General features: G+C 67.0%; 21 protein-coding genes. 9 read left to right on the forward strand and 12 right to left on the reverse strand.

Annotated elements, in window-relative coordinates; translation table 11 throughout:
• Positions 1-40: 40 nt before the first annotated feature.
• The gene (gene mfd, locus GY40_RS22635) at positions 41-3,589 is read right to left on the reverse strand and encodes a transcription-repair coupling factor (protein WP_038367378.1); all 3,549 of its coding nucleotides are present in this window, start codon (positions 3,587-3,589) and stop codon (positions 41-43) included.
• A gap of 160 nt (positions 3,590-3,749) precedes the next feature.
• Positions 3,750-4,046 carry an FAD assembly factor SdhE gene (locus GY40_RS22640; protein WP_038367379.1) on the reverse strand — a complete coding sequence of 99 codons (297 nt, stop codon included), beginning with the start codon at positions 4,044-4,046 and terminating at the stop codon, positions 3,750-3,752.
• Between the two features lie 172 nt (positions 4,047-4,218).
• Between GY40_RS22640 and recG the strand changes: the two genes are divergently transcribed.
• Both recG and GY40_RS22650 read left to right on the forward strand, forming a co-directional pair.
• Positions 4,219-6,318, forward strand: coding sequence for an ATP-dependent DNA helicase RecG (gene recG / locus GY40_RS22645; RefSeq protein WP_038367381.1), 2,100 nt, complete (start codon positions 4,219-4,221; stop codon positions 6,316-6,318).
• 70 nt (positions 6,319-6,388) lie between these two features.
• Positions 6,389-7,222: an AraC family transcriptional regulator gene (locus GY40_RS22650; RefSeq protein ID WP_038367383.1), complete on the forward strand. Its 834-nt coding sequence runs from the start codon at positions 6,389-6,391 to the stop codon at positions 7,220-7,222.
• Here the strand turns inward: GY40_RS22650 and GY40_RS22655 are convergent, their stop codons facing one another.
• On the reverse strand, positions 7,223-7,933 hold the full coding sequence (locus tag GY40_RS22655) for a DUF502 domain-containing protein (protein ID WP_081925617.1): 711 nt from the start codon (positions 7,931-7,933) through the stop codon (positions 7,223-7,225).
• A gap of 189 nt (positions 7,934-8,122) precedes the next feature.
• On the opposite strand from GY40_RS22655, the gene GY40_RS22660 reads away from it, so the two are divergent.
• Positions 8,123-8,509 carry a YbaN family protein gene (locus tag GY40_RS22660; protein WP_318652288.1) on the forward strand — a complete coding sequence of 129 codons (387 nt, stop codon included), beginning with the start codon at positions 8,123-8,125 and terminating at the stop codon, positions 8,507-8,509.
• 17 nt (positions 8,510-8,526) lie between these two features.
• Here the strand turns inward: GY40_RS22660 and glmS are convergent, their stop codons facing one another.
• The gene (gene glmS, locus GY40_RS22665; RefSeq protein WP_038367386.1) at positions 8,527-10,353 is read right to left on the reverse strand and encodes a glutamine--fructose-6-phosphate transaminase (isomerizing); all 1,827 of its coding nucleotides are present in this window, start codon (positions 10,351-10,353) and stop codon (positions 8,527-8,529) included.
• A 120-nt stretch (positions 10,354-10,473) separates the two neighbouring features.
• On the reverse strand, positions 10,474-11,841 hold the full coding sequence (gene glmU, locus GY40_RS22670) for a bifunctional UDP-N-acetylglucosamine diphosphorylase/glucosamine-1-phosphate N-acetyltransferase GlmU (protein WP_038368645.1): 1,368 nt from the start codon (positions 11,839-11,841) through the stop codon (positions 10,474-10,476).
• A gap of 310 nt (positions 11,842-12,151) precedes the next feature.
• On the opposite strand from glmU, the gene GY40_RS22675 reads away from it, so the two are divergent.
• Together GY40_RS22675 and mdoH are read left to right on the forward strand one after the other, a co-directional pair.
• A complete protein-coding gene (locus GY40_RS22675; RefSeq protein ID WP_248311262.1) occupies positions 12,152-13,699 on the forward strand; it encodes an OpgD/OpgG family glucan biosynthesis protein in 1,548 nt (515 codons plus the stop codon).
• Between the two features lie 32 nt (positions 13,700-13,731).
• The gene (mdoH, locus tag GY40_RS22680; RefSeq protein WP_038368647.1) at positions 13,732-15,873 is read left to right on the forward strand and encodes a glucans biosynthesis glucosyltransferase MdoH; all 2,142 of its coding nucleotides are present in this window, start codon (positions 13,732-13,734) and stop codon (positions 15,871-15,873) included.
• Between the two features lie 185 nt (positions 15,874-16,058).
• Here the strand turns inward: mdoH and GY40_RS22685 are convergent, their stop codons facing one another.
• The 4 genes from GY40_RS22685 to GY40_RS22700 form a co-directional block, all read right to left on the reverse strand.
• Positions 16,059-16,940 (reverse strand): VOC family protein, encoded by an 882-nt coding sequence (locus GY40_RS22685; RefSeq protein ID WP_038367391.1) that lies wholly within the window; start codon positions 16,938-16,940, stop codon positions 16,059-16,061.
• Between the two features lie 74 nt (positions 16,941-17,014).
• On the reverse strand, positions 17,015-18,184 hold the full coding sequence (locus GY40_RS22690) for a glutathionylspermidine synthase family protein (RefSeq protein WP_038367394.1): 1,170 nt from the start codon (positions 18,182-18,184) through the stop codon (positions 17,015-17,017).
• 1 nt (position 18,185) lies between these two features.
• Complete coding sequence (locus GY40_RS26745; protein WP_051988433.1) at positions 18,186-18,815, reverse strand: DUF1190 domain-containing protein; 630 nt, start codon at positions 18,813-18,815, stop codon at positions 18,186-18,188.
• A 9-nt stretch (positions 18,816-18,824) separates the two neighbouring features.
• Positions 18,825-19,226 carry a DUF350 domain-containing protein gene (locus GY40_RS22700; RefSeq protein ID WP_038367396.1) on the reverse strand — a complete coding sequence of 134 codons (402 nt, stop codon included), beginning with the start codon at positions 19,224-19,226 and terminating at the stop codon, positions 18,825-18,827.
• Positions 19,227-19,347: 121 nt separating this feature from the next.
• Here GY40_RS22700 and GY40_RS22705 point away from each other — a divergent pair, with 121 nt between their 5' ends.
• On the forward strand, positions 19,348-19,623 hold the full coding sequence (locus tag GY40_RS22705) for a GFA family protein (RefSeq protein ID WP_349236418.1): 276 nt from the start codon (positions 19,348-19,350) through the stop codon (positions 19,621-19,623).
• Positions 19,557-19,733: a GFA family protein gene (locus GY40_RS28570; RefSeq protein WP_349236419.1), complete on the forward strand. Its 177-nt coding sequence runs from the start codon at positions 19,557-19,559 to the stop codon at positions 19,731-19,733. The genes GY40_RS22705 and GY40_RS28570 overlap by 67 nt, the downstream gene beginning before the upstream one ends.
• On the opposite strand, the gene GY40_RS22710 is transcribed toward GY40_RS28570, so the two are convergent.
• The 3 genes from GY40_RS22710 to tpiA form a co-directional block, all read right to left on the reverse strand.
• Positions 19,730-21,358, reverse strand: coding sequence for a CTP synthase (locus GY40_RS22710; protein ID WP_038367398.1), 1,629 nt, complete (start codon positions 21,356-21,358; stop codon positions 19,730-19,732). The two genes, GY40_RS28570 and GY40_RS22710, sit on opposite strands and share 4 nt — an antisense overlap.
• A gap of 152 nt (positions 21,359-21,510) precedes the next feature.
• The gene (gene secG / locus GY40_RS22715) at positions 21,511-21,936 is read right to left on the reverse strand and encodes a preprotein translocase subunit SecG (protein ID WP_038367399.1); all 426 of its coding nucleotides are present in this window, start codon (positions 21,934-21,936) and stop codon (positions 21,511-21,513) included.
• A gap of 156 nt (positions 21,937-22,092) precedes the next feature.
• Positions 22,093-22,857, reverse strand: a complete 765-nt coding sequence (gene tpiA / locus GY40_RS22720; protein ID WP_038367401.1) for a triose-phosphate isomerase — start codon at positions 22,855-22,857, stop codon at positions 22,093-22,095.
• Between the two features lie 192 nt (positions 22,858-23,049).
• Here tpiA and GY40_RS22725 point away from each other — a divergent pair, with 192 nt between their 5' ends.
• Together GY40_RS22725 and trpE are read left to right on the forward strand one after the other, a co-directional pair.
• Positions 23,050-24,963, forward strand: coding sequence for a peptidylprolyl isomerase (locus GY40_RS22725; RefSeq protein ID WP_248311263.1), 1,914 nt, complete (start codon positions 23,050-23,052; stop codon positions 24,961-24,963).
• A 2-nt stretch (positions 24,964-24,965) separates the two neighbouring features.
• Positions 24,966-26,480 carry an anthranilate synthase component I gene (gene trpE, locus GY40_RS22730; RefSeq protein WP_038367403.1) on the forward strand — a complete coding sequence of 505 codons (1,515 nt, stop codon included), beginning with the start codon at positions 24,966-24,968 and terminating at the stop codon, positions 26,478-26,480.
• Positions 26,481-26,541 lie beyond the last annotated feature (61 nt).

A 26,541-nucleotide genomic window follows, 5' to 3' on the forward strand; every position in this document is an offset into this window, starting at 1 on the left:
ACCGCAGGCTGCCGGAACAGTTTGCGGTCCGGCCCCGATCTCAGGCTGCCTTCTTGCGTTCGGCGATGCGGGCGAGATCGGTGAGCAGGCGGCGCGTCGCCTTCAGCCGCTGCTCGACGCTGTCGAAATCGTCGATGAAGACGACACGCATGTCGGGGCGCACCTTCGCCAGCGTGCCGATCTTGGCGACATAGGAGACGAGGCCTTCCGGGTTGGCGAACTCGTTGTTGCGGAAGGCGACGATGATGCCCTTCGGCCCGGCCTCGACCTTCTCGACATTGGCGCGCTTGCAGAGCGCCTTGATCGCGACGATCTCCAGCAACTGGTTGACCTCCTCCGGCAGCGGGCCGAAGCGATCGACCAATTCGGCGCCGAAGGACTGCAATTCGGCATCGTCGTCCATGGTCGAGAGGCGCTTGTAGAGCGTCAGCCGCAGCGTCAGGTCGGCGACATAGTGCTCGGGGATCATCACGGGCGCACCGACCTGGATCGCCGGCGACCATTGCGTCTCGGTCTCGAACTCGATGCCGGCCTTGAGCGCCGCCACGGCCTCCTCCAGCATCTGCTGGTAAAGCTCGTAGCCGACTTCCTTGATATGGCCGGACTGCTCGTCGCCGAGGAGATTGCCGGCGCCTCGAATGTCGAGGTCGTGGCTGGCGAGCTGGAAGCCGGCGCCGAGCGTATCGAGCGACTGCAGAACTTTAAGCCGCTTGTCGGCCTGCTCGGTGAGCTTGCGGTTGGCCGGCACGGTGAAGAGCGCATAGGCCCGTGTCTTCGAGCGGCCGACGCGGCCCCTGAGCTGGTAGAGCTGGGCGAGGCCGAACATGTCGGCGCGATGCACGATCAGCGTATTCGCGGTCGGGATATCGAGGCCCGACTCGACGATCGTGGTCGAGAGCAGGATGTCGTACTGGCCGTCATAGAAGGCCGTCATCACGTCCTCCAACGTGCCCGCCGCCATCTGGCCATGGGCGATGCCGACCTTGGCCTCCGGCACCTGCTTGTCGAGGAAATCCTTGACCTCGGCGATGTCCTCGATGCGCGGCACGACATAGAAGGAGCGCCCTCCCCGGTAGCGCTCGCGCAGCAAGGCCTCCCGCACGATCAGCGGGTCGAAGGGCGTGACGAAGGTGCGCACGGCGAGACGGTCGACCGGCGGCGTCGCGATGATCGAGAGCTCGCGCACCCCGGTCATGGCGAGCTGGAGCGTGCGCGGGATCGGCGTCGCCGAGAGCGTCAGCATATGCACCTCGGCGCGCAATTCCTTCAGCTTCTCCTTATGGGCGACGCCGAAATGCTGCTCCTCGTCGACGATGACGAGGCCGAGATCCTTGAAGTCGACGCCCTTGCCGAGCAGGGCATGGGTTCCGACGACGATGTCCATCGTGCCGTCCCTCGCGCCCTGCTTCACTGCCTTGAGATCGGCCGAGCCGACGAAGCGCGAGGCCTGCCCGACATTGACAGGTAAGCCGGCAAAACGATCCGCGAAGTTGCGGTAATGCTGACGCGCCAGCAGCGTCGTCGGCACCACGACCGCGACCTGCTTGCCGTTGAGCGCGGTCGCGAAAGCGGCCCGCAGTGCGACCTCGGTCTTGCCGAAGCCGACATCGCCGCAGACGAGCCGGTCCATCGGGCGCCCGGCCGCGAGGTCGTCGAGCACTGCATCGATGGTGTTCTGCTGGTCTTCCGTCTCCTCAAAGGGGAAGCGGGCGACGAATTCGTCGTAGAGCCCATCCGGTGGCACGAGGCGCGGCGCGTCCTTGAGCGCGCGCGCCGCCGCGATCTGGATGAGCTTGCCCGCCATCTCGCGGATGCGCTGCTTGAGCTTGGCCTTGCGCGCCTGCCAACCGCCGCCACCGAGCCGGTCGAGCTGGACTTCGGTATCCTCGGAGCCGTAGCGGGAAAGCAGTTCGATGTTTTCGACCGGCAAAAATAGCTTCGAATCGCCGGCGTAATGGATCTCCAGGCAGTCATGTGGCGCGCCGGCCGCCGTGATCGATTGCAGGCCGATGAAGCGGCCGATGCCGTGATCGACATGGACGACGAGATCGCCCGGCACGAGCGACGACAGCTCCGCGATGAAATCCTGCGGTCGCTTGGTCTTGCGGCGCGGACGCACGAGGCGGTCGCCGAGAATGTCCTGCTCGCCGATGACGGCAAGGCGCCCGGCCTCGAAACCGCTCTCGAAACCCCAGACCGCGAGCGCGACCGTGCCGGGCTTGAGATCGAAGGCCGCGCGCAGCGAGCCGGTCATCTGGACGCTTTTCAGCCCATGATCCTCGAGGACATGGGCCAGGCGCTCGCGCGACCCTTCCGACCAGGCGGCGAGGATGACGCGCTTGCCGTCGGATTCCAGCGCGCGGACATGGGCGACGGCGGCCTCGAAGACACTGCCGGACTCGCCGGCGCGCTCGGCCGCGAAGCTGCGGCCCTGCTTGCCGCCGAGATCGAGGATGAGCTTGCCCTCGCTGTCGGGCAGCTGGAACGGGGTGAGCGTCGCGACGCCCGCGGCATCGACGATGCCGCGCCATTCGGCCGGCGAGAGATAGAGCGCATCGGGGAGCAGCGGCTTGTAGGGGATGCCGCCCGCCCCGCCCTGGTCGAGCGCAGCCTTGCGGGCGTCGTAATAGTCCTTGATCAGGCTGATGCGCTCGCCGACCGCGTCCTCGGCCTGATGGTCGAGCACCAAGGGCACGTCCGGCAGATAGGTGAAGAGCGTGTCGAGCTTTTCCGCCAGCAGCGGCAGCCAGTGCTCCAGACCAGCCGGGCGGCGGCCTTCGCTGACGGCTTCGTAGAGCGTGTCGTCACGGCCGGGCGTGCCGAATGTGGAAATATAGGACTGGCGAAAGCGACGGATGCTCTCGCTCGTCATCTGCGCTTCGGACATCGGCACGAGGTCGAGCCCGCGCAATTGCCCGGTGGTGCGCTGCGTCTCCGGATCGAAGGTGCGGATCGATTCCAGCGTATCGCCGAAGAAATCGAGCCGGATCGGCGCCGGCATGCCCGGCGGGAACAGGTCGACGATGCCGCCGCGCACGGCGAATTCGCCGGTCTCGCGCACGGTCGAGGTGCGCAGATAGCCGTTGATGTCGAGCCAGCGCGCCAGCTCCTCGATATCGACCATGTTGCCCGGCGCTGCCGAGAAGCTCTCGGACGCCACCTTGCCGAAGGCCGGCACACGCTGGAGCGCGGCGTTGACGGTGGTCAGCAGCAGGCGCGGCCGGTCGCCGGATTTGGTCTTGGCGAGGCGCGACAGCGTTGTCATCCGGTGCGCGACGATGGCCGGCGCCGGGGAAACACGGTCATAGGGCTGGCAGTCCCAGGCCGGGAAACTCATCACCTCAAGATCGGGCGCGACGAATTGCAGCGCATTCTCAAGCACCTGCAGGCGTTGGCCGTCGCGGGCGATGAAGACGAGCATCGCTGCCCCCTCGGCCTTCTTCGTCCGGGCGCGGGTGAGATCGGCGAGGACGACGGCGTCGAATCCATCGGGCACGCCGGCGAGCGTCGGCTTGTCGCCGCGGTTCAGTGCGTCGAGCAGGCGGTCGAGCTGCGGCTTGGCAACCTGGCTGGGAGGAGGAATGCTCATTCGATCGTCGTTCGTCCAAAAATCTCAGGTCATCCCGGACAAGCCGCGAAGCGGCGCCGAGCCGGGATCCATGCCTCAATCTCTATCGGCAGCGTTCCGGAATGGATCCCGGGTCTATGCTTCGCTACGCCCGGGATGACAGCGCACAGTTCATCGGTGCTCACACATGAATCGGCTTGTCGTGGTGGTGAAACGCCTTCAGCCGCCGGTACAGTTCCGTGTCGTAGTTTTCCGGCACGGCGATCTCGCCGGTGATCCAGCCGAGCAGGTCGCGATCCTGCACCTCGATCAGCCGCTCGAACTCGTCGAGCTCCGCCTCGCTGAAGCCGGTGATCGCCTCGTCGGCGAAGCGGCCCATGATTAGGTCCGTCTCGCGCATGCCGCGGTGCCAGGCGCGAAACAGGATCTTGCGGCGGCGCGGGTCGAGATCGGCGCTGGAACGGGTCGAGCCGGACATAGGAACCTCGGCAAGAAAAGATCAGGTCCGAAAACCTGGGGGATGGCGCAATGACGAACGGGCCGGCCCCGTCGCAGAGCCTGCCTTAGCGCGTTATATAACGACCCAACCCGGCGAAGTCAGCGGCCAAGCGGCCGCGATCTTCGCGCTCCTGACATATCGCTGAGACGTCTTGCGCCCTTCGATCCTCGATCCGCTCTTCGCTTCCGCCACGACGCTCTCCGGCGTCGGGCCGAAGCTCGGCAAGGTTCTGGACCGCTTCCTCGGCGACGAGATGAGGCCTGCGCGCGTCATCGACCTCCTGTTCCATCTGCCGACCGGCGCGGTCGACCGCCGGCCGAGCCCTTCGATTGCCGAAGCCCCGATCGGCGATATCGCGACCTTTGCGGCCCGCGTCAGCGAGCACCGCCCTGCCCCGGCCGGCAAGAAGGCGCCCTATCGCATCATCGTCGAGGATGAGACCGGCGACGTCACGCTCGTCTTCTTCCACGCCGATTCACGCCATCTCGCCCAGACTCTTCCGGTTGGCGCCTACCGCATCATCTCGGGCAAGCTCGAACTCTGGGAAGGCATGCGCCAGATGGTGCATCCCGAGCGCATCCTCGATCCTAAGCTCGCCGCGACGCTCCCTGCCTTCGAGCCGGTCTATCCGCTGACCGAGGGCATCGGCGCGCGCGTCATGATGCGCATCGCCCAGGCGGCCGCCGAGCGCTGCCCCGACATGCCGGAATGGCAGGATGCCGGCTTCCTGGCCAAAAGCGATTTTCCCTCCTTCCATGCAGCGATCGAAGCCCTGCATCACCCTGCCGACCGCAAGGCCGCCGAGGGCGATACCGTCGCGCGTCGGCGCATTGGCTATGACGAATTGCTGGCGAGCCAGATCGCGCTCGCTTTGGTGCGCCGCCAGCAGAAGAAGATCGCCGGACGCGCCACCACCGGGGATGGCGGCCTGCGCTTCCGCATCCAGTCCGCCCTGCCCTTCGAATTGACGGAGGGCCAGCGCAAGGCGATCGCGGATATCCATGGCGATATGGCGAAGCCCGAGCGGATGCTGCGGTTGCTCCAAGGCGATGTCGGTTCCGGCAAGACCGTGGTGGCATTGATGGCGATGGCTGCCGCCGCCGAAGCCGGCCGGCAATCGGTGCTGATGGCACCGACCGAGATCCTCGCTCGCCAGCATGCCGAGAGGCTGGCGCCGCTGGCGGAGCAAGCCGGGCTGAAGCTCGCCTTGCTGACCGGACGCGAGAAGGGCGCCGGCCGCAGGCAGGTGCTCGAAGGGCTGGCAGATGGCAGCATCGACATTGCCGTCGGCACCCATGCCTTGTTCCAGGAGGGCGTCGCCTTCCATGATCTCGCCTTGGCTGTGGTCGACGAGCAGCACCGCTTCGGCGTGCACCAGCGCCTGCTGCTCGGCTCGAAGGGCGAGGCCGTCGACGTCTTGGTGATGACCGCGACGCCGATCCCGCGAACGCTCTCCCTGACCTGGTTCGGCGACATGGACATCTCCATCCTGTCGGAGAAGCCGGCGGGCCGAAAGCCGATCGTCACCCGCGCCATCTCCTCCGAGCGTTACGACGAGGTCGTCGGCGCCATCGGCCGCGCCGTCGAGAACGGCCAGCAGGTCTACTGGGTCTGCCCGCTGGTGCAGGAATCCGACACGCTCGACGTCGCTGCCGCGCAGGAGCGCTATGAGGCGCTGCGCGAAATCTTCGGCGACAAGGTGGGACTGCTGCACGGCCAGATGCCCGGCCGCGAGAAGGACGCCGCCATGGCCGCCTTCGTCGCCGGGCAGACCCGCATCCTCGTTTCGACCACAGTGATCGAGGTCGGCGTCGACGTGCCCAATGCCAGCGTCATGGTGATCGAGCATGCCGAGCGCTTCGGCCTCGCCCAGCTGCATCAATTGCGCGGGCGGATCGGGCGCGGCTCTGCGGCCTCGACCTGCCTCCTGCTTTACAAGGGACCGCTCGGGCCGATCGCCGAGGCCAGGCTCACCATCATGCGCGAGACCGAGGATGGTTTCCGTATTGCGGAAGAGGATCTGCGCCTGCGCGGCGAAGGCGAGGTGCTCGGCACGAAGCAATCCGGCTCGCCCGACTGGCGCATCGCCCGGCCGGAAACGGATGGTGACCTGCTCGCGGCGGCGCGCGATGATGCACGCCTCCTGATCGAACGCGACCCGCATCTGGAGACGCCGCGCGGCCAGGCGATCCGGGTGCTGCTCTATCTGTTCGAGCGCGACGTCGCGATCCGTTTGCTCAGGGCCGGCTGAGCCCGGAGCAATCCCGATCAAGCGGGCCGGTTGCGCCCGCGTCAGTGTTCGGCCGCTTCGTGGAGGGACCATGGACCCGGTCAAGACAGCCATCTGGTGCATCGAGAGCCGCTTCGCCTCCGAGCTTTCGCTCGACGAGATCGCGGAGGTCAGCGGCGTCTCGCGCTTCCATCTCTGCCGTGCCTTCGGGGCGTCCACCGGGCGCTCCGTCATGCGCTATGTGCGCGAGCGGCGATTGACGGAAGCGGCGCGGCAACTGGCTGACGGCGCGCCCGATATCCTCTCGGTCGCGCTGAGCTGGGGCTATGGCTCGCACGAAGCCTTCACCCGCGCCTTCCGCGAGCAGTTCGGCATGACGCCGGAGGCCCTGCGCGCGAGGCGCGATCTCTCCATCCTTCGTCTTTCGGAGCCCCTTCCCATGCAGGCAGAAACATCCATCACGTTGCCCAAACCCCGGATCGAACAAGGCAAGCCCATGCTGATCGCCGGGCTCGGCGGCTCGTTCTCCGTCGGCAAGGTCGAAGGCATTCCTGCGCTCTGGCAGCGCTTCGCTCCGCATATCGGCCATGTGCCGGGCCAGCTCGGCTACACGACCTATGGCGTCAGCCTGAACTGCGACGACAACGGCAATTTCGACTATATCGCCGGCGTCGCGGTTTCGGATTTCGACAATCTGCCGGCGGAATTCGCCCGCACCCGCGTCCCGGCCCAGATCTATGCGATCTTCGAGCACCGTGGCCATGTCACCGCGATCAAGCGGACCTATGAGGCGATCTGGCGCGACTGGCTGCCGAAATCCGGCCGCAAGCCCGCCGACGGCCCGACGCTCGAGCGCATGGACCAGCGTTTCGATCCGGCAACCGGCAATGGCGTGCTGGAGATCTGGCTGGCGCTTCAGCCCTGATCAGACGATGGAGCCCGGCTGCGGCGCGAGCTTCGGCGCCGCCTCGCCCGGCTGGATCAGACCGGCCGACATGATGAGCTTGGCTCCGTCCTCGATCGAGATCGAGAGTTCCACGATCTCGCGGCGGGGCAGGTAGAAGAAGAAGCCTGTCGTCGGATTCGGCGTGCAGGGCAGGAAGACGCCGATCTGCTGGTCGCCATCCGGCAGGCGGTCGGCGATCTCGGGCGCCGCCTCCTGCGCGATGAAGACGATCGACCACATGCCCGGTTGCGGGAACTGCACCATGCCGACCTTGCGGAACGAGGTGCCCGACTGGGAGAAGATGGTCTCGAAGACCTGCTTGACCCCCTTGTAGAGGCCGCGAACCACCGGCATGCGGCCGAGGATCGATTCCCCGGCGCTGATCAGCGAGCGCCCGACGAGATTGGCGGTCAGGAAGCCGAGCAGCGTCAGCCCGACCAGCGCGATGACGAGGCCGAAGCCGGGAATCGGATACGGCAGATAGGTATCGGGCAGGTAGGAGTTCGGAATGAGCGGCTTCACCAGCCCGTCGATGAAGTTGATGAACCACCAGGTCACCGAAGCCGTGATGGCGAGCGGCGCCGCGATGACGAGCCCCGTCAGGAAATAGCGGCGCAGGCGCGTGCCCAGCGTCGGGCGCGTCAATTCGGTCGGCAGGACGAGGCGCGGATCAGGCGGGCCGGCGGTCATGGTCGCGTTCTTTGTCCTCTCGCATTTTCGTCACGCGAACCGGCATCCACTTCGCTTGAAAATGCTGTGGCAACGATGCGCTCTCCGGTCGCCTTGCCGGCACCGGTCGGTGCCGCGATATGACATGATAGGCGAGACGGCGGCATCCGCCAGTACCTGCCCTTCCGGCCGCAAGCAAGGATCGAGCCCGTGCCGAACGACAATCAGCCGCCACGCCGCCTGACGCGGCCCGTGCTGATCGTCGCAGGCTGGCTCTTCACGGTGCTCGGCGCGATCGGGCTGGTCTTGCCTGTCATGCCCGGAACCGTCTTCCTGATCCTGGCGGCCTGGTGCTTCTCGCGCTCATCGCCGCGCTTCGAGGCCTGGCTCACCGGGCATCCGAAGCTCGGGCCGCATGTGCTGCGCTGGCGCGAGACGGGAGCTATCGCGCGGCGGGCGAAACTCCTCGCCTGCGGCTCGATGGCGGCGAGCTTCCTGCTGCTGACGCTGACCTCGGCGCCGCCGATCGCGCTGGCGACGACGGCGCTTTGTCTGATCGCCTCCGGCGCCTATGTGGCGAGCCGGCCGGAGCGCTGAGCGCCCCGGCCGCACGCTCACTCCACCGTGACGGATTTCGCCAGGTTGCGCGGCTGGTCGACGTCCTTGCCCATGAAAACCGCCGTCTGATAGGCGATCATCTGGATCGGCAGGGCGTAGACGATCGGCGCGAAGGTGGGGTCCATATCCGGCATCACGATCGTCGCCTCGGGCTCGATGCCGCATTCGGCGGCGCCCTTGGCATCGGTGATCAGGATGATACGCCCGCCGCGCGCCGCGACCTCCTGCATGTTGGAGGCTGTCTTCTCGAAGAGCGCATCGTGAGGCGCGACGACGATGACCGGCATATCCTCGTCGATCAGCGCGATCGGCCCGTGCTTGAGCTCGCCCGCCGCATAACCTTCGGCGTGGATGTAGCTGATTTCCTTCAGCTTTAGCGCGCCTTCGAGTGCCAGAGGGAAGCTGGTGCCGCGGCCGAGATAGAGCACGTCCTTGGCCTTGGAGAGCTCGCGGGCGAGTTTTTCGATCTCGGGCTCCAGTTCCAGCGCCTTGGCGATCAGGCCGGGCAGCGCGATCAGGTGCTGCACATGGACAGCTTCCTCTTCGGCCGAGAGCGTGCCCCGGGCCCGCGCTGCAGCGAGCGCGAGCGAGGCGAAGACGGCGAGTTGGCAGACGAACGCCTTGGTCGAGGCGACCCCGATCTCGGGGCCGGCGAGCGTCTGGGCGACCGCGTCGCTTTCGCGCGCGATGGTCGAGGTCGGAACGTTGACGACCGAGAGAATGGCCTGCCCGTTCTGGCGGGCGTAGCGCAGCCCGGCGAGCGTATCTGCGGTTTCGCCGGACTGCGAGATGAACAGCGCCAGGCCGTGCTCCGGCAGCGGCGCCTCGCGATAACGGAATTCCGAGGCGACATCGATCTCGACCGGCAGGCGTGCCAGCTTCTCGAACCAGTATTTCGCAATGAGGCCAGCATAATAGGAGGTGCCGCAGGCGCTGATCGTCAGGCGCGAGAGGCCCTTCCAGTCGATCTTGTCGCCGAAGGGCAGACGCACCTTGCCGGCAACCATGTCGAGATACTGCGTCAGCGTGTGGCCGACGACCTCCGGCTGCTCGTAGATCTCCTTGGCCATGAAATGGCGGTGATTGCCCTTCTCGACTAGGAAGGCGCCGGCGGCGACGCGCTGGGCGCGGCGTTCCACCTGCGTGTTGCTCTTGTCGTAGAAGGTCGCGCCGCGGCGGTGGAGCACGACCCAGTCGCCCTCTTCCAGATAGGCGATGAGGTTGGTGAAGGGCGCGAGCGCCAGCGCATCCGAACCGAGATACATCTCGCCATCGCCTATGCCGACCGCCAGCGGCGAGCCCTTGCGGGCGCCGATCAGCAGGTCTTCCTCGCCCTGGAACAGGAAGGCGAGCGCGAAAGCGCCATGCAGAAGCGGGAGGCTCGCAGCCACCGCATCAGACGGAGACTTGCCGCGATCAAGCTCGCGGGTGACGAGATGCGCAACGATCTCGCTGTCGGTCTCGGTCTCGAAGACATAGCCATCGGCCTGGAGATCGGCGCGCAATTCGCGGAAATTCTCGATGATGCCGTTATGGACCACCGCGAGCTTCGACGTCGCGTGTGGGTGGGCGTTGACCTCGTTGGGCTTGCCGTGGGTCGCCCAGCGGGTGTGGCCGATGCCGACCAAGCCTTCGAGCGGCTCGTTCGACAGGCGAATCTCGAGGTTCTTGAGCTTGCCCTCGGCGCGTCGGCGGGTGAGTTGGCCGCCCTCGAGCGTCGCGACGCCCGCTGAATCGTAGCCGCGATACTCCAGCCGCCTGAGCGCTTCGACGACCTGCGTCGCCACTGCTTCCTTGCCCAGAATCCCGACGATGCCGCACATGGGCGATCCCCTTCAGCCATTGCTATAGGCAAAGCGCATAGCCGCGAAACGCGCGCGGACCCAATCACTATGCGTGACGAACTGTGAACGGCGACTTGCCGCTTTGACGCGATTCGCGACCTATTCCGCCGCTTTCTTGGCCGCTTTGCGGGCGAGCGAGGCTTCCCGGAACCTCTTGGCCCAGCCAGCCTTCTCCACTTGCTGGCCGCGGCCGATGGCGAGCGCATCCGGAGCCACATCATTGGTAATGACCGAGCCGGAGCCGACATAGGCGCCGTCGCCGATCGTGACGGGCGCTACGAGCGCGGAATTGGAGCCGATGAAGGCGCCGGCGCCGATCGTCGTCCGGGACTTGAGGAAGCCGTCATAGTTGCAGGTGATGGTGCCGGCGCCGATATTCGCTGCCGCGCCGACCGAAGCGTCGCCGATATAGGTCAGATGGTTGACCTTGGCCCCGACGCCGATCTCGGCGGCCTTGATCTCCACGAAATTGCCGGCCTTGGCCTTTTCCGCGAGCTTCGTGCCAGGGCGCAGGCGGGCGAAGGGGCCGACCATGGCGGCGGGCCCGATCTCGGCGCCTTCGAAATGCGAGAAGGCATGGATCACGGCGCCGTCAGCGATGCTGACTCCGGGGCCGAAGAAGCAGTTGGGCTCGATCAGGACATCGCGGCCGACTTGCGTGTCGAAGCTGAAGAAGACGGTTTCGGGCGCGATCAGCGTCGCCCCCTCCGCCATCACGGCAAGGCGCTTGCGCCGCTGGAATTCGGCTTCGGCGACAGCCAGTTGGGCGCGGTCGTTAACGCCGTGGACCTCGCTCTCCGGCGCGCGCAACACGGTGGCGGAAAGCCCGCGCGAACGGGCGACCGCGACGGCATCGGTCAGGTAGAACTCGCCTTGGGCGTTGTCGTCGCCGATCGCTTCGAGAATCTCCAGCGCGCGGGCGCCTGACAATGCCATCAGCCCGGCGTTGCAGAGCGTGATCGCGCGCTGCTGCTCCGTCGCGTCCTTGTGCTCGACGATGGCCACGAGCTCGCCATTCCGCTCGACGAGCCGGCCATAGCCGGTCGGATCCTGCGCCTCGAAGCCGAGCACGACGACGGCCGCGCCCGCGGCCAGGCCGGCGCGCAGCGCGGCGAAGGTCTCGGGCAGCACCAGGGGCGTGTCGCCGAAAGCGACGATGACGTCGTCATAGCCGCGGCGCAGGCTCTCGCGTGCTGCCAGAACGGCATGGGCGGTGCCGCGCCGCTCCTGCTGGATCGCAAGCTCGGCCGTCGGGAACCAATGCTTTGCTTCGCGGCCGACCTCCGACCGGTCCGGCCCGATCACGACCACGGCCGCCGCGGCGCCGGCTTCGGCGACCGCCGAGAGGGCGTGCCCGAGCAGGGATCGCCCGCCGACCTCGTGCAGCACCTTCGGGCGCTGCGATTTCATGCGCGTTCCCTCGCCGGCTGCCAGAACAATGGCGAGACAGGACCGGGTGGGCTGCATTTCGGTCATGTTTCTCGTTTCCTGTCTGTGCGAGCCGCGATATCCGCGGTCGTTTCATCGCATGATGGCATTGCAGGCCGCGTGGATAGCCGATCCAGGCAGCATTTGCCAAAGTCATCGCACGATAAAAAGGGGCCATTCTCATGACCAACGGCACATAGCCCGCCGACCGACCGGCAACCGCATCCGTCAAAAGCATGGCCGGCGAGATTTTTCCGCTCGCCACCGCTTTTCACCGGCCTTGGAAATGCTCTAGAAGCGCGGAGGACGAGGGCGTCGTCCGCGTAGTTTGGACCACATGGCGAAGTCATTGAATCGCAGGCAATTTCTGGAAGCCGCCGCTGGCGGCGTAGCGCTGGCGTCGCTGGCTGCTTCCGCGTCCGCCCAAACTCCGACAGGCGCCGCAGCCTTCAACATTCCCAGCCTCGCCGACGGGCAGCGCTTCGACCCTTCGCTGGTCGTCGATGCCGCGCGCATGCTGGCGCAAAAACCGCTAATACCGCTCACGGCGACGGATCTGCCCGAGGGCTACGCCACGCTGCCCTTCGACCAGTATTCCGGCATCCGGATGCAGCCCGCTGCCGCGATCTGGGCCAGCGAGAATCGCGGCTTCACCGTCGAGCCCCTGCATCGCGGCTACGTCTTCGCGAACCCGGTCAGCCTTTTCACCGTCGAGGACGACATGGTGCGCCGGGTCGCCTTCGACCGGAGCAAGTTCGACTATGGGCGGGTCGCCCCACCCCCGGACAATGCCGATCTGCAGTTTTCCGGCATGCGAATCTCGGCGGGGCTGGAGCGCCCCTTCGAGGTCGCGAGCTTCCAGGGCGCCACCTTCTTCCGCGCCCTCGCCCGCGGGCAGAATTTCGGCGCGATGGCGCGCGCCCTGATCCTGCGGCCCGGCGAGCAGCGCGGCGAGGAAATCCCCTTCTTCCGCGCCTTCTGGATCGAACGACCGAACCCCGCCACCGCCGCGCTGGTCATTCACGGCCTGCTCGATTCGGAGAGCGTCAGCGGCGCGGTGCGGATGACCCTGCGGCCCGGCGACGTCACCTTCATGGATGTCGAGATGACGCTGTTCGCGCGTCAGGCGCTCGACCATGTCGGCTTCGGCTGCGCGACCGGCATTTTCCTCTCCGGCCCGCAGAGCCGGCGAACCTTCGACGACATCCGCCCGGCGATCTACGAGGTTTCGGGCGTACAGATGCAGTCGGGCTCGGGCGAGTGGATCTACCGGCCGCTCAACAACCCGGCCAATCTCCAGGTTTCCTCCTTCGTCGACCAGAATCCCAAGGGCTTCGGGCTGATGCAGCGCGAGCGCGACGCGGCCGCCTTCCAGGACGATGATCAGCGCTTCGAGCTGAGGCCCAGCGTCTGGATGGAGCCGCTCGGCGACTGGGGCGCGGGCTCGATCCAGCTCATCGAGATTCCCAGCGATTCCGAGGCGAACAGAAACATCATCATGTACTGGCGGCCGAAGCAGCCATTGGCCGCCGGCAGCGAAGTCTCGATGAGCTATCGGCAGGCCTGGTGCTGGCAACCGCCGGATCGCCCGGACCTCGCCGTCGTAACCCGGATGAGACAGGGCAAGGGCTCGCAAGGCCGCCGCCGCCGCTTCCTGCTCGAGTTCACCGGGGGCAAGCTGGGGGATGCCGCAACCGTAGCTGCGATCCGCGCCGCGGTCTCGACCGCTCCGGGCTCGATCCAGAACATCCGCCTCTGGCCTTATCCCGAACGCAAGCAGATGCGCGTGGGCTTCGAGGTCGACCCCGGCAACGACAATCTCTGCGAGCTGCGGCTCGTCCTGCAAGCAGGCGGTCAGGCCGTCTCTGAAACCTGGTTGGACCGATGGACGTGGTAACCGCGCCCCGCCCCAGCGCCGCGGGCACCGACATGCGCGCACTCGTCTCGCGCGAGCCGGCGACGCCGCCGGAGAGCCGCCTCGTCATGCCCGTGCAGTCCTTCCGGAGCTGGAAGGCATCGGACCGCCGCGAGCCGGCCGCTCCGCGCGACTGGAAGACGCCGTGGCTGAAGCGCCTCTTCGTCTTCGGCGGCGGGCTGGCGCTCACGGCCTATGGCGCCTGGGAAATGTACCATGTCGTGTCGGTCAGCCGCACGACCTCGCTGCAGTACGTCCTGCTCCTGCTGTTCACGATCAATTTCTCGTGGATCGCGCTGGCCTTCACCAGCGCGCTCCTCGGGTTCTTCGGCGTGCTGTTCGGCGTCGGACGGGCCGAGCGGGCCGAAAGCCTGAAGCATCGCACCGTCGTGGTGATGCCGATCTACAACGAGTCCTCGGCACGGACCTTCGCCGCGGTCGCCGCGATCCGTGAATCCGTCGAGGCGACCGGGCTCGGCGAGCATTTCGACTATTTCATCGTCTCCGACACGACCAATCCCGATATCTGGGTCTCCGAGGAGCGCGCCTTCCTGGCTTTGCGCGAGCGGCTCGGTCCGAATTCGCGGGTCTATTACCGCCACCGGCCTAAGAACCATCACCGCAAGGCCGGCAACATCGCCGATTTCGTGACGCGCTGGGGCGGGCATTACGAGCAGATGATCGTGCTCGATGCCGACAGCCTGATGACCGGCAGCTGCATCGTGCGCCTCGCCGCCGCGATGGAAAACGATCCCGACGCCGGTATCATCCAGTCGCTGCCGCTGATCATCAACCGCAACACCTTCTTCGCGCGGCTCCAGCAGTTCGCGGCGCGGGTCTATGGCCCGGTCATCGCCACCGGGCTCGCCATGTGGTCGGGCCGCGACGGCAATTACTGGGGCCACAACGCCATCATCAGGACGCGCGCCTTCGCCGAGCATTGCGGCCTGCCGGACCTGAAGGGCAAGCCGCCCTTCGGCGGTCATGTGCTCAGCCACGATTTCGTGGAGGCGGCGCTGATCCGTCGCGCCGGCTGGTCGGTCTACATGCTGCCGGACCTGACGGGCTCCTATGAGGAAAGCCCGCCCTCGCTGATCGACATCTCCGTGCGCGACCGGCGCTGGTGCCAGGGCAATCTCCAGCATTCGCGCATCATCGGCGCGAAGGGCTTCGTTCTGCCGACGCGGCAGCATTTCGCCACCGGCATCATGGGCTATCTCGCCTCGCCCTTCTGGCTGATGCAGCTCGTCGTCGGTATTCTGATCGTGCTGCAGGTCAACTACGCGCGGCCCGAGTACTTCACGCAGGAATTCACGCTCTTCCCGGTCTGGCCGCGGTTCGACCCCGAGCGCGCCTTGCGGCTGTTCGCGCTGACCATGGCGATCCTGCTGGCGCCGAAGCTGTTCGGCCTCCTGCTGACGTTGTTTAACAACAAGCTGCGCCGGGCCGGCGGCGGCGCCATCCGGTTGATCCTGTCCTCGCTGATCGAGGTGCTGTTCTCGGCCTTCTTCGCGCCGATCATGATGCTGATCCAGTCGGGTTCGGTCTTCCAGATCCTGCTCGGGCGCGATACCGGCTGGAATCCGCAGCGTCGCGACGACGGCTCGATCCCGCTCAACGACATCATCCGCCGGCATCGCACTCACACGGTTCTCGGCGTGGTGACGGGCCTCTCGGCCTTCATGATCGCGACTGCGCTCTTTGCCTGGATGTCGCCGACGATCGTCGGTCTCGTTCTGGCGATCCCGCTGTCATGGGCCTCGGGCCAGCTCGGCATCGGGCTCTGGCTGAAGCGCCGCGGGCTCCTGCTGACGCCGGAGGAAGGCGATCCGCCATCGGTCGCCCTTCGCGCCAATGAATTGCAGACCGAGTTCGCCCAGGCCGGCTTCGACGATGCCGACGGGCTGAAAGCGATCCATGCCGATCCCGAGCTTCGGCATGCGCATGAGCTGATGCTGCCCGACAGCCATCCGCGCCGGCGCGGCGAGATCGACCCCGAGCGCGCGGTGGCGCAGGCCAAGCTCGTCGATGCGGAGACGGTCGATGACGCCGTGATCTGGCTGAAGCCCAAGGAGCGCATGGTCGTGCTGCATGACCGCGCGCTGATCGGCCTGCTCGCATCACTGCCGGCGGAGCGCGCCGAGAACGCGGCCTGAGAGGTCGGCACGGCACCCCCCTTCAACCCTCATCCTGAGGAGCCGCGTCAGCGGCGTCTTGAAGGATGCTCCAGGAGGTTCCGGCGACATTTTGAGCATCCTTCGAGACGCGAGCCTTCGGCTCGCTCCTCAGGATGAGGGCTGAGGGATTTCAGCCGGAAAGTCGTGGCTCTCCGTTGAGCCGTTCAGACCGGCTCGAAGGCGACCATGCAGCCCATGGCGTCTTCCGCCTGCACGAAGAGCCGCTCCTCGTTCTGGATGAACGGAATCTCCGCAGCCGTCAGCCGCTCCGCCACCGCATCCAGATCCGGCACCGCGACGCAGAAGCCGAGAAAGCGCGCCGGCGTCGTATCGGGCTCGACCTGATAGGCGCCCTGCGCGGTTTCGGGATCGAGCACGTCGAGGCGCCCGCGCGGCAGCGCCAGCACGTAATCCTCGTTGCCTTCGAGCACCTCGGCCCCGCCGCTGAAAGCGGTGAGGAAGGCGCGGTGCGCTGCCGGGTCCTCGGCCAGCATCACCGCGGACGACAATGCCTTGGCGCCGTTCGGATGCTGCTGGAACGCCGGATTCCAGAAATTCTGCGGCTCGAGCTGCCGGCAGACGAAGAAGCCGCATTCCGGCGCCTTCGGATCGGCGGCGAAGGCGAGCTCGAAGGCGACCCTGACCGTCGAACCGTCCGGCCGCTTGCCTTGCCGCTCGAAGAAGAAAGGTTCGTAGTCGCCGATTCCGGTGGCCTTGAAGGCGGCGGCGTCGGCCTTGGCGTCCGTGCTTTCCAGCACCAGCATCGAGAGCCCCTCGCCCTGCCCCGCCAGAGCGTCGCGGACGAAGGCGCCGAACGAGAAGGTCCGCTCACCGGCTGGCGGGATCGCGCCCGCATCGGCGATCGTCACCAGTTCGAGGAAGGAGCCGGGGAACTGGACGATCCGATTCTCGGTGCCCCAGGGGTGGCGATTGCGCGCACCGACCCTGAAACCGAGCTTTTCGTAGAAGGCTCCCGCCGCGTCGAGATCGCGGACGCCGATGACGAGATGGTCGAGGCCGCGAGGCGTGGAGGCTGATGCAGGCATGGCAGACTCTTTCGGCAGGCTTATCGGGCCGGAAGGCTAGCAATTCTTCACGGCGCGGTCATGTCGCGTCGCGGTCACGGCTCGATATAGTGCGGCAGGAAGCGCGAGGTGTTCTTCGTGATCGGCGAGGCATCCTCGCGGACGCAAAGCCCGCAGGCCTGCGAGGCGACGAGCCAGGAGCCCAGCACCGCGTAATTGCCATCGGCCGAGAAGAGATTGGTCGCGGCATCCTGCAGGACATAGCCCTCCGCGCCATAGGGGCCGTCGTCGCTGTCGAGGACGCGGCCGCGCTCCATCAGCGTGACATTGGCGCCCTCGCGCGAATAGAGCGGCTTGCGGACGCGGCGGGCCGACAGCGTCGCGCAGCGCGGGTCGCCCTCGAAGAAGGCCGGCAGCAGGTTGGGATGGCCCGGCTCCATCTCCCAGAGGCAGGCGAGCAGGCCCTTGTTGGAGAGCAGCGCCTTCCAGGGCGGCTCGATGAACTGGCAGCGCGAGCCGGCCAGCGCCTCGCCATAGCGCTCGCGGAACAGCCATTCCCAGGGATAGAGCTTGAACAGGGTCTCGATCGGCTGGTTGGCGCCGTCGCAGAAGCGCCCGTCCGTGAGCAGGCCGATCTCCTCGATATAAGTGAAACGCGCATCGAGGCCGGCCTGGACGGCGCAGTCCGTCAGATAGTCGACCGTGCCCTTGTCCTCGGCACTGCCCTCGACGCAGGTGAGATGCAGGCGATAGGGCGACGGCGTGCGCAGGCCGGCGAAGGCCGCGATCAGCCGCTCGTGCAGGGAGTTGAACTGGTCGCTGCCGGGGGGAAGCGCGCCACGCGCCATCGCCTGCTCGAGCCAGTCCCACTGGACGACGCTCGATTCGAACAGGGCGGTTGGCGTATCGGCGTTGTATTCCAGCAGCTTGGCCGGCCCATGCCCGTCATAGGCGAGGTCGAGCCGGCCATAGAGATTGCGTTCGCCGCTCTGCCAGCTCCGCCGGATATAGTCCCAATACGCGGCTGGGATGGCGAGGCTGGTCAGGATCTCCTCGCTGGCGAGTGCCTTCTCGATGAAGGCGAAGCAGAGCTCCTCGATCGCCTCGGTCGGCGCCTCGATATCGCGCTCGATCTCCTCCAGCGTGAAGGCGAACGCAGCGCTCTCGTCCCAATAGGTCTCGTCGTCGATGGTGTGGAAGGCGAAGCCCAGCCGCTCGACCTGCGCGGCCCAGTCGGGACGGGGCGGAAGCGTGACGCGGCGCATCTCAGGAGGAGGAATGCGAGGAGAAGGAACGGGCGATGGAGCCGAAGCCGCCCCGCGACGAGACGCGGGTCGTCGTGCTCACGCCGCGCGTGCTCGTCGGCGACACCGCGACGCTGCCGCCGGTCGTCGTCGAATAGGCGCGCGAGCGGCTGCTGCTCGAGGAACTGTTGCTGCCATAGGAGCCGCTGCCGCCGGATGACGAGGAAGAGGAACTGGCGGCGCGCGCCTGCTGGCATTCCGGCTGGGCGGAGCCCGGTGGGCAGGTAGCGGCCGTCGGCGGCAGCAGGGGCTGCGCCTGCGAACCGGCCAGGCCCCGCGCCAGCATGAAGCCCGCGAGCGCCGGGACAAAATACTGGGCGCCGCCGATGCTGGCGCTGGAACAGCCATTGGCGCCGTACTGCGCCTCGCATTCGTTCTGATTGTTGAACTTCGGCGCATCCTTGAGGCGTGTGGCGGTCGCTTCGGAGAAGGCGGTCTCGCATTGTTGCGCGCTGAGCTGCCCGCCGGCGCGGCAATCGCTCAGGCTGTTATAGACGAGGCTTTCCTGGGTTTCCTCGCTGGAGCGTGGCCAGAACGAGGCGACGAGCACGACGCCGACCGCGGCCAGCCCGATCTGTGTCGAGCGCTTCATGGCATGCCCTCAGATCGTCATGCTGGCCGCGGCCAGCGTACCCGAAATCACTGCGATCACTGCCAGCATCGCGGCCGATGGCAGGCGGTCTTCCGCGATCTTCCGCGAGAGCTCCGGGATGACGATCCGCGCGAGGCCATAGGCCGCGAACTGGACCAGCATCGCCGCGACGGCCCAGAGCACGCAGTCCGGGATGCTGCTGGCCTGCGAGATCGCCTTTTCGAGCGGCACGGTGAAGCCGATGAGGTTGCCGCCCAGTGCGATCGCGGCCGAGAGATTGCCACCTCGGATCAGGGCGATCTCGTCATGGGCCGTCATGCGCAGATAGATCACGGCGAAGGCTGCGATCAGCGCCGTGCCGACGACGAAATAGAGAAGGAACGCGGGCAAGCCCGCCATCGAGATCGTCATGCCCCCGCCCCCCAGTCCATCCGATGCCTCGCAGCCTCATCATAGGTGAGGCATTGTCGGGCACCAGCGAAGCTAGCCGAAAAAGCTGCGTCAGCCGTCATCTAAAACGAGGATGCGCCGCATGAAGATCCGGGAAGCCCGCTGCAGCTGCGGCCAGTTGCGCATCACCTGCCGGGGAGAGCCGGCCATCGTCGCCCTGTGCCATTGTCGTGAATGCCAGAGGCGAACGGGCAGCGCCTATGGCGTGGCGGCTTTCTTCGCGCGGGAGGCCGTCGCCGTGTCCTGGGATCATGCTTACTATGACGCCTTGCCGATAGCGGCTTTCGCGTCCTGCATCATTTCTGCCCGGCCTGCGGCAGCACGGTCTTCTGGGAGCCGTCTCACAGGCCGGAGATGATCGCTGTGGCGGTCGGCGCCTTCGCCGATCCGGCATTTCCCGCCCCGCGAAAGGCGGTCTTCGAGGAGCACCGCCATCCCTGGGCGGCGGTTGCCCTCGACAGCGATTAGACCAGACGGCTCTGCACCACGGCCGCTTCGACGAAGCTCGCGAAGAGCGGATGCGGCTCGAAGGGGCGCGACTTCAGCTCGGGGTGGTACTGCACGCCGATGAACCAGGGATGGTCCGGATATTCCACCGTCTCGGGCAAGAGCCCGTCCGGCGAGACGCCGCTGAAGCGCATGCCCTGCTCTTCCAGCCGCTGGCGGTAGTTCATGTTGACTTCGTAGCGATGGCGGTGGCGTTCCGAGATCTCGGTCGAGCCGTAGATCTTCGCGATCTTGGTGTCCGGCGAGAGGACGGAGGCGTAGGCGCCAAGCCGCATGGTGCCACCGAGATCGCCGCCGGCCGCGCGCTGCTCCAGCTCGTTGCCGCGCAGCCATTCCGTCATCAGGCCGACGACAGGCTCCTTGGTCTCGCCGAACTCGGTCGAGCTTGCCGCCTCGATCCCGGCGAGCGAACGCGCCGCCTCGATCACCGCCATCTGCATGCCGAAGCAGATGCCGAAATAAGGCACCTTGCGCTGCCGGGCGAAGGTCGCGGCCTTGATCTTGCCCTCGGCACCGCGATGGCCGAAGCCGCCCGGCACCAGGATGCCGTGGACATGCTCCAGGAACGGCGCCGGGTCCTCCTTCTCGAAGACCTCGGACTCGATCCAGTCGAGATTGACCTTGACGTTGTTGGCGATGCCGCCATGGGTCAGCGCCTCGATGAGGGACTTATAGGCGTCCTTCATGCCGGTGTATTTGCCGACGACGGCGATGGTGACCTCGCCCTCGGGGTTCTTTACCCGGTCGGAGATGTGCTTCCAGTTCGTGACGTCCGGCTCGCTCGAGGCGTCGAGGCCGAAGGCGGCCAGCACTTCGTTGTCGAGCCCTTCCGCATGGTAGGAGAGCGGCACGTCGTAGATCGAGGCGACGTCGCGGGCTTCGATCACGGCGGTTTCGCGGACATTGCAGAACAGCGCGAGCTTGCGGCGCTCCTCGCGCGGGATCTCGCGGTCCGTGCGGCAGAGCAGGATGTCGGGCTGGATGCCGATGGAGCGCAATTCGGCGACCGAGTGCTGGGTCGGCTTGGTCTTCAACTCACCGGCGGTCGGGATATAGGGCAGCAGCGTCAGGTGGATGAAGATGCACTGCCCGCGCGGCAGTTGCTGGTTCACCTGCCGGATCGCCTCGAGGAAGGGCAGGCTCTCGATGTCGCCGACCGTGCCGCCGATCTCGACCAGCGTGAAGTCGTAGCCCTCATTGCCGGAAAGGATGAACTCCTTGATGGCATTGGTGACGTGCGGGACGACCTGGATCGTGGCGCCGAGATATTCGCCGCGACGCTCCTTGGTCAGGATGTCCATGTAGATGCGGCCGGTGGTGATGTTGTCGCCCTTGTTGCAGGGCCGGCCGGTGAAGCGCTCGTAATGGCCGAGGTCGAGGTCGGTCTCGGCGCCGTCATCGGTGACGAAGACCTCGCCGTGCTGATACGGGCTCATCGTGCCCGGATCGACATTGAGATAGGGGTCGAGCTTGCGCAGGCGGACCTTGTAGCCACGTGCCTGCAGAAGGGCTGCGAGAGCCGCCGCCGCCAGGCCTTTGCCAAGCGAGGACACCACGCCGCCGGTGATGAAAACATACCGCGTCATGGGAGTTCACCTCTATCGCCACGGGTTCGATTCGCTAAGCGCATGCAGTGCAGTCCCGCCTTGCTCTGCGCGCTTGTCCACAAAAGAGAGGGCCGGTCGCCCGGCCCGTCTCCACACAAAAGAGAAGGGCCGGTTTCCCGGCCCTGCCCTGGTTACTGCTGCGGTGCCGCTGGCGGCGCCGGGGTCGGCGGCTGCGCGCCGCCTTGCGTCTGGTTCTGGAGCTGACGGAGCTGATCGAGCACGCCGCCGGCATTGGGCGCGCTCGGGGCGTTCGGCGCGGCGGGCTGGCCCGGAGTGACCGGAGCCGTCGTCGCCGGGGCGCCGTCGATGATCGAACGCTGCACGCGGCCCTGAGTGGCCATGATCGCGAGCACGATCGAGGTCAGGAAGAACAGGCCGGCGAGAATCGCCGTCGCCCGGGTCAGCGCGTTCGCCTGGCCGCGCCCGGTCATGAAGCCGCCGACGCCACCGCCGCCGGAACCCATGCCGAGCCCGCCGCCTTCGGAGCGCTGCAGCAGCACGACGCCGACGAGCGCGACGACGATGATCAGATGAATGACGATGAGAACGTTCTGCATGATCTCACGAAATGGGGATGGCGCGGGCCGCCGCAAGGGCTACCCGCTCCTCCTCGAAAGGTCGAGGCGAATTCGGCGGCGCACATAGCACGGGGTTTGCGGCTGCGCCACCCCTGAAGGTCCGCCGGCTTGCATGACCGGGGCTCGGATGACGCCTCAGCCGGCGCAAGCGCGCGCGATCGCCAGGAATTCCTCGGCCTTCAGGCTGGCGCCGCCGACGAGCGCGCCGTCGACATTCGCGACATTCAGCAGCTCGGCCGCGTTCGAGGGCTTCACCGAGCCGCCATAGAGCAGCCGGACGCCGGCCGCGGCGTTCTTGCCGACGATCCGCGCCAGATCGCTGCGAATCGCGGCATGCATCTCGGCGACATCGGCTGCCGTCGGGGTCAGGCCCGTGCCGATCGCCCAGACTGGCTCATAGGCGACGACCAGACTCGCGGCGTCGAGGCCTTCCGGCACCGAGCCCTTGAGCTGCCGGCGCACCACGGCCAGCGCCTTGCCGGCCTCGCGCTCGCCCTGCGTCTCGCCGACGCAGATGATCGGCACGAGCAATGCCTTGCGCGCAGCCTCGGCCTTGGCGCGGATGGTGGCGTTGTCCTCGCCATGGAGCGTGCGCCGCTCGGAATGGCCGACGATGCAGAAGCTCGCCCCCGCATCGGCCAGCATCGCGGCCGAGACCTCGCCGGTGAAGGCGCCGGCGGGCTGAACGCTGCAATCCTGCCCGCCGGTCGCGATGCGCGAGCCGATCAGCGCGGCGGTGGCGGTGAACAGCAGTGTCGAGGGCGGGCAGATCGCGAGATCGACAGCGGCCTTGAGTGAGGCGTCATAGCCGCGGGCGACCTCCGTCGCGATGGCGAGATCGGCCTTCAGCCCGTTCATCTTCCAGTTGCCGGCTACCAGCGGCCTGATGCTGCGCGTCACGTCGTTCCTCCGGAAATTGTGCTGTCCGGGCTCTATCAATGCCCGGCTGGCGCCGCAATCTCATGTGAACCGGAAACACGAAGCCGCCGCGGCGATTGCGGCTTTCGCCGCCGGTTCCTATAAGCAGCGCCGACAAAAACGCGCGCGGGCCCGTCTCCGCGCCACGAACGGGTTCAGGGAAAGACAGCTTCCATGATGATGCAGGGCATCCGCAAGGCGAGTCAGGGTTTGCTCGGCAAGCTCGTCATCAGCGTCCTGTTCGGCGTCCTGATCCTCGCCTTCGCGATCTGGGGCGTGGGCGACATCTTCCGTGGCTATGGCCGCAACGAGGTCGCGCGGGTCGGCAAGACCGAGATCAGCATCGAGCAGATGCGCACCGCCTATCAGAACGACCTCCAGAACCTGATCCGCCAGCAGCGCCGCCAGATCTCGCCGGAGACGGCGCGCGCGCTCGGCCTCGACCGGCAGGTGCTCTCGCGGCTGGTCAGCGAGGCGACGCTCGACCAGACGGCCAAGAACCTGCATCTCGCCGTCTCCGACGACACGATCCGCAACCTGATCTTCGACGACCCGGTCTTCCGCGACGCGTCCGGCCAGTTCTCGGCGGCGCGCTTCAACGAATTGCTGCGTTCGAACGGCTATAGCGAGCAGAGCTATGTCGCGCTCCAGCGCGCTACCATCCTGCGCCAGCAGATCGCCGAGATGATCAGCGGCGGCTTCACCGTTCCGGTCGCCCTGCAGGAGATCGGCAACCGGCTGCGCAACGAGAAGCGCACCGTTACCTTCGCCCGCATGCCGGCGAGCGCCGCCGGCGAGATCGCCGCTCCGACCGAGGACCAGCTCAAGGCCTTCTACAACGAGCGCAAGATTGCTTTCCGCGCCCCGGAATACCGAACCGCCTCCGTGCTCGCGATCACCGCCGAGGCCGTCGCCGACCCGGCCAAGGTCACCGATGACGAGGCGAAGGCACGCTACGAGGCGGCCAAGGCGCAGCGCTTCACCACGGCTGAGACGCGCACCGTCGAGCAGATCCCCTTCCCCAATGCCGAGGAGGCACAGGCCGCCAAAGCCAAGATCGACGGTGGCGAGACCTTCGACGAGATCGCGACCGAGCGGAACGTCGCCTTCAAGGACCTCACGCTCGGCACCTTCACCCGCGAGCAGATCTTCGACCCCGCCGTGCGCGAGGCCGCCTTCGCGCTGGAGGAAGGCGCCGTCAGCGCGCCCGTGCAGAGCGCCTTCGGGACCGTGCTGCTGCGCGTCACCAAGGTCGATAGCCAGCATGTGCGCCCCTATGAGGAGGTCGCCGAGGAGGTGAAGAAGGAGATCGCGGCGGGCCGCGCCTCGAGCCGGATCACCGAGCTGCATGACAAGATCGAGGATGAGCGCGCCTCGGCGAAGCCGCTGGCTGAGATCGCCAAGCAGTTCAACCTCGAGCTGCGCGTCGTCGGCCCGATGAGCCAGGGCATGACCAAGCCCGACGGCGCCCAGGAAGCCGCCCTGCCCGGCGGCGATGCGACGCTGCGCGCGATCTTCGCCTCCGATATCGGCGTCGACAACGAGGCGATCCGCCTGCCCCAGAACGCCGGCTATGTCTGGTTCGACATCGCAAAGATCGACCCGTCCCGCGACCGCTCCTTCGACGAGGTCAAGGGCGAGGTCGCGACGCAGTGGCGCGCCGACGAGACAGCGAACAAGCTCTCGGCCAAGGCGCGCGAGCTCGTCCAGAGGCTCGACAAGGGCGAGGCCTTCGCGACGGTCGCGGCGTCGAGCGGATTGACGATGGAGACGGCCGCCGGCATCGGGCGACAGGAACAGCGCACGGATCTGCCGGCCAACGTCGTCACCCAGGTGTTCGGCACGGTCGCCGGCAAGGCCAATTCGGCGGCCGGCGCCGATGGCGGCCGCATCCTGTTCAAGGTCGATTCGGCGACGGTGCCGCCTTACGTCCGCACGACGCAGGAGGCGGACAACTTCGTCCGCCTGCTCTCCGCCAATCTGAGCGAGGGGCTCCTGCTGCAATATGTCGCCGAGCGCCAGGCCAAGCTCGGCGTGAGCATCAACGACGCGGCGTTCCGCAACGCCACCGGCGGGGTGCAGAATTGACGATGCAGCACCTCGACGAATTCGAGCGCTTCGCGCAGATCTACGAAACGGGCGCACCGCAGCTCCTGCGGCAAGTCCTGGTCGGCGATTGCGAGACGCCGGTCGCCGCCTTCCTGAAGCTGCGGCACGCCACCTCCGGGCCGGCCTTCCTGCTGGAATCGGTGGAGGGCGGCGCCGTTCGCGGTCGGTACTCGATGATCGGGCTGGAGCCGGACCTGATCTGGCGCTGCCATCAGGGGCAGGCCGCGATGTGCCGGCCGGCGCTCGGCGACGCCTTCCTCGACGATCCGCGCCCGGCCTTCGAGAGCTTGCGTTCGCTGCTGGCCGAAAGCGCGATCCCCGAGGCGGAGGGGCTGCCGCCGATGGCGGCCGGCGTCTTCGGCTATCTCGGCTACGACATGGTGCGGTTGATGGAGCGCCTGCCCGAGCCGAAGGAGACCGGCACCGGCGTTCCCGACGCGATCCTGAGCCGGCCGACGCTGATGGTCGTGTTCGACGCCGTGCGCGACGAGATCCACATCGTCACGCCGGTGCGTCACCAGCCCGGCATCGCGGCGCGGCACGCCTATGAGAGCGCCCAGGAGCGGCTCGACGGCGTCGTCCGTGTCCTTGAAGGCGCCCTGCCCGCCGAGGCCGACATCGACATCGCCAATCTGCCCGAGCCGGTCACGACCTCGAACACCAGCGAAGCCGAGTATCTCGACATGGTGGCGAAGGCGAAGGAGTACATCCGCGCCGGCGACATCTTCCAGGTCGTGCTGTCGCAGCGCTTCGAGGCCCCCTTCGCGCTGCCGCCTTTCGCGCTCTACCGGGCGCTGCGCCGCGTCAACCCGGCGCCGTTCCTCTGCTACCTCGATTTCGGCGGCTTCCAGATCGTCTGCTCGAGCCCCGAGATCCTGGTCCGGCGGCGCGACGACACGGTCACGATCCGCCCCATCGCCGGCACGCGCCGGCGCGGCGCGACGCCTGCCGAGGACGACGCCCTCGCCGCGGAGCTGCTGGCCGATCCGAAGGAGCGCGCCGAGCACCTGATGCTGCTCGATCTCGGCCGCAACGATGTCGGGCGCGTCGCGGAGATCGGAACGGTCAAGGTCACCGATTCCTTCTTCATCGAGCGCTACAGCCAGGTCATGCACATCGTCTCGAACGTCGAGGGCAAGATCGACCCGAAGCACGATTCGCTGGCCGCCCTGATCGCCGGCTTCCCGGCCGGCACCGTCTCGGGCGCGCCGAAGGTGCGGGCGATGGAGATCATCGACGAGCTGGAGCGCGATGCACGCGGCGCCTATGCCGGCTGCATCGGCTATTTCGGCGCCAATGGCGAGATGGACACCTGCATCGTGCTGCGGACCGCCGTGGTGAAGGACGGCAGGATGCATGTCCAGGCCGGCGCCGGCATCGTCTACGATTCGAACCCGGCCTCCGAGCAGGAGGAGTGCATCAACAAGGCCAAGGCCCTGTTCCGGGCGGCCGAGGAAGCGATCCGCTTCGCCGCGCGCAGCGGGCGCGGACAGTAGCATCCGACGCATGCGAACCGCCCGGCTGGAAGCAGCCGGGCGGTTTTCTTTTGCGGTCTTG

It is taken from the genome of Allobosea sp. UNC402CLCol, from assembly GCF_000745475.1.
GTDB classification, from domain to species: domain Bacteria; phylum Pseudomonadota; class Alphaproteobacteria; order Rhizobiales; family Beijerinckiaceae; genus Allobosea; species Allobosea spartocytisi.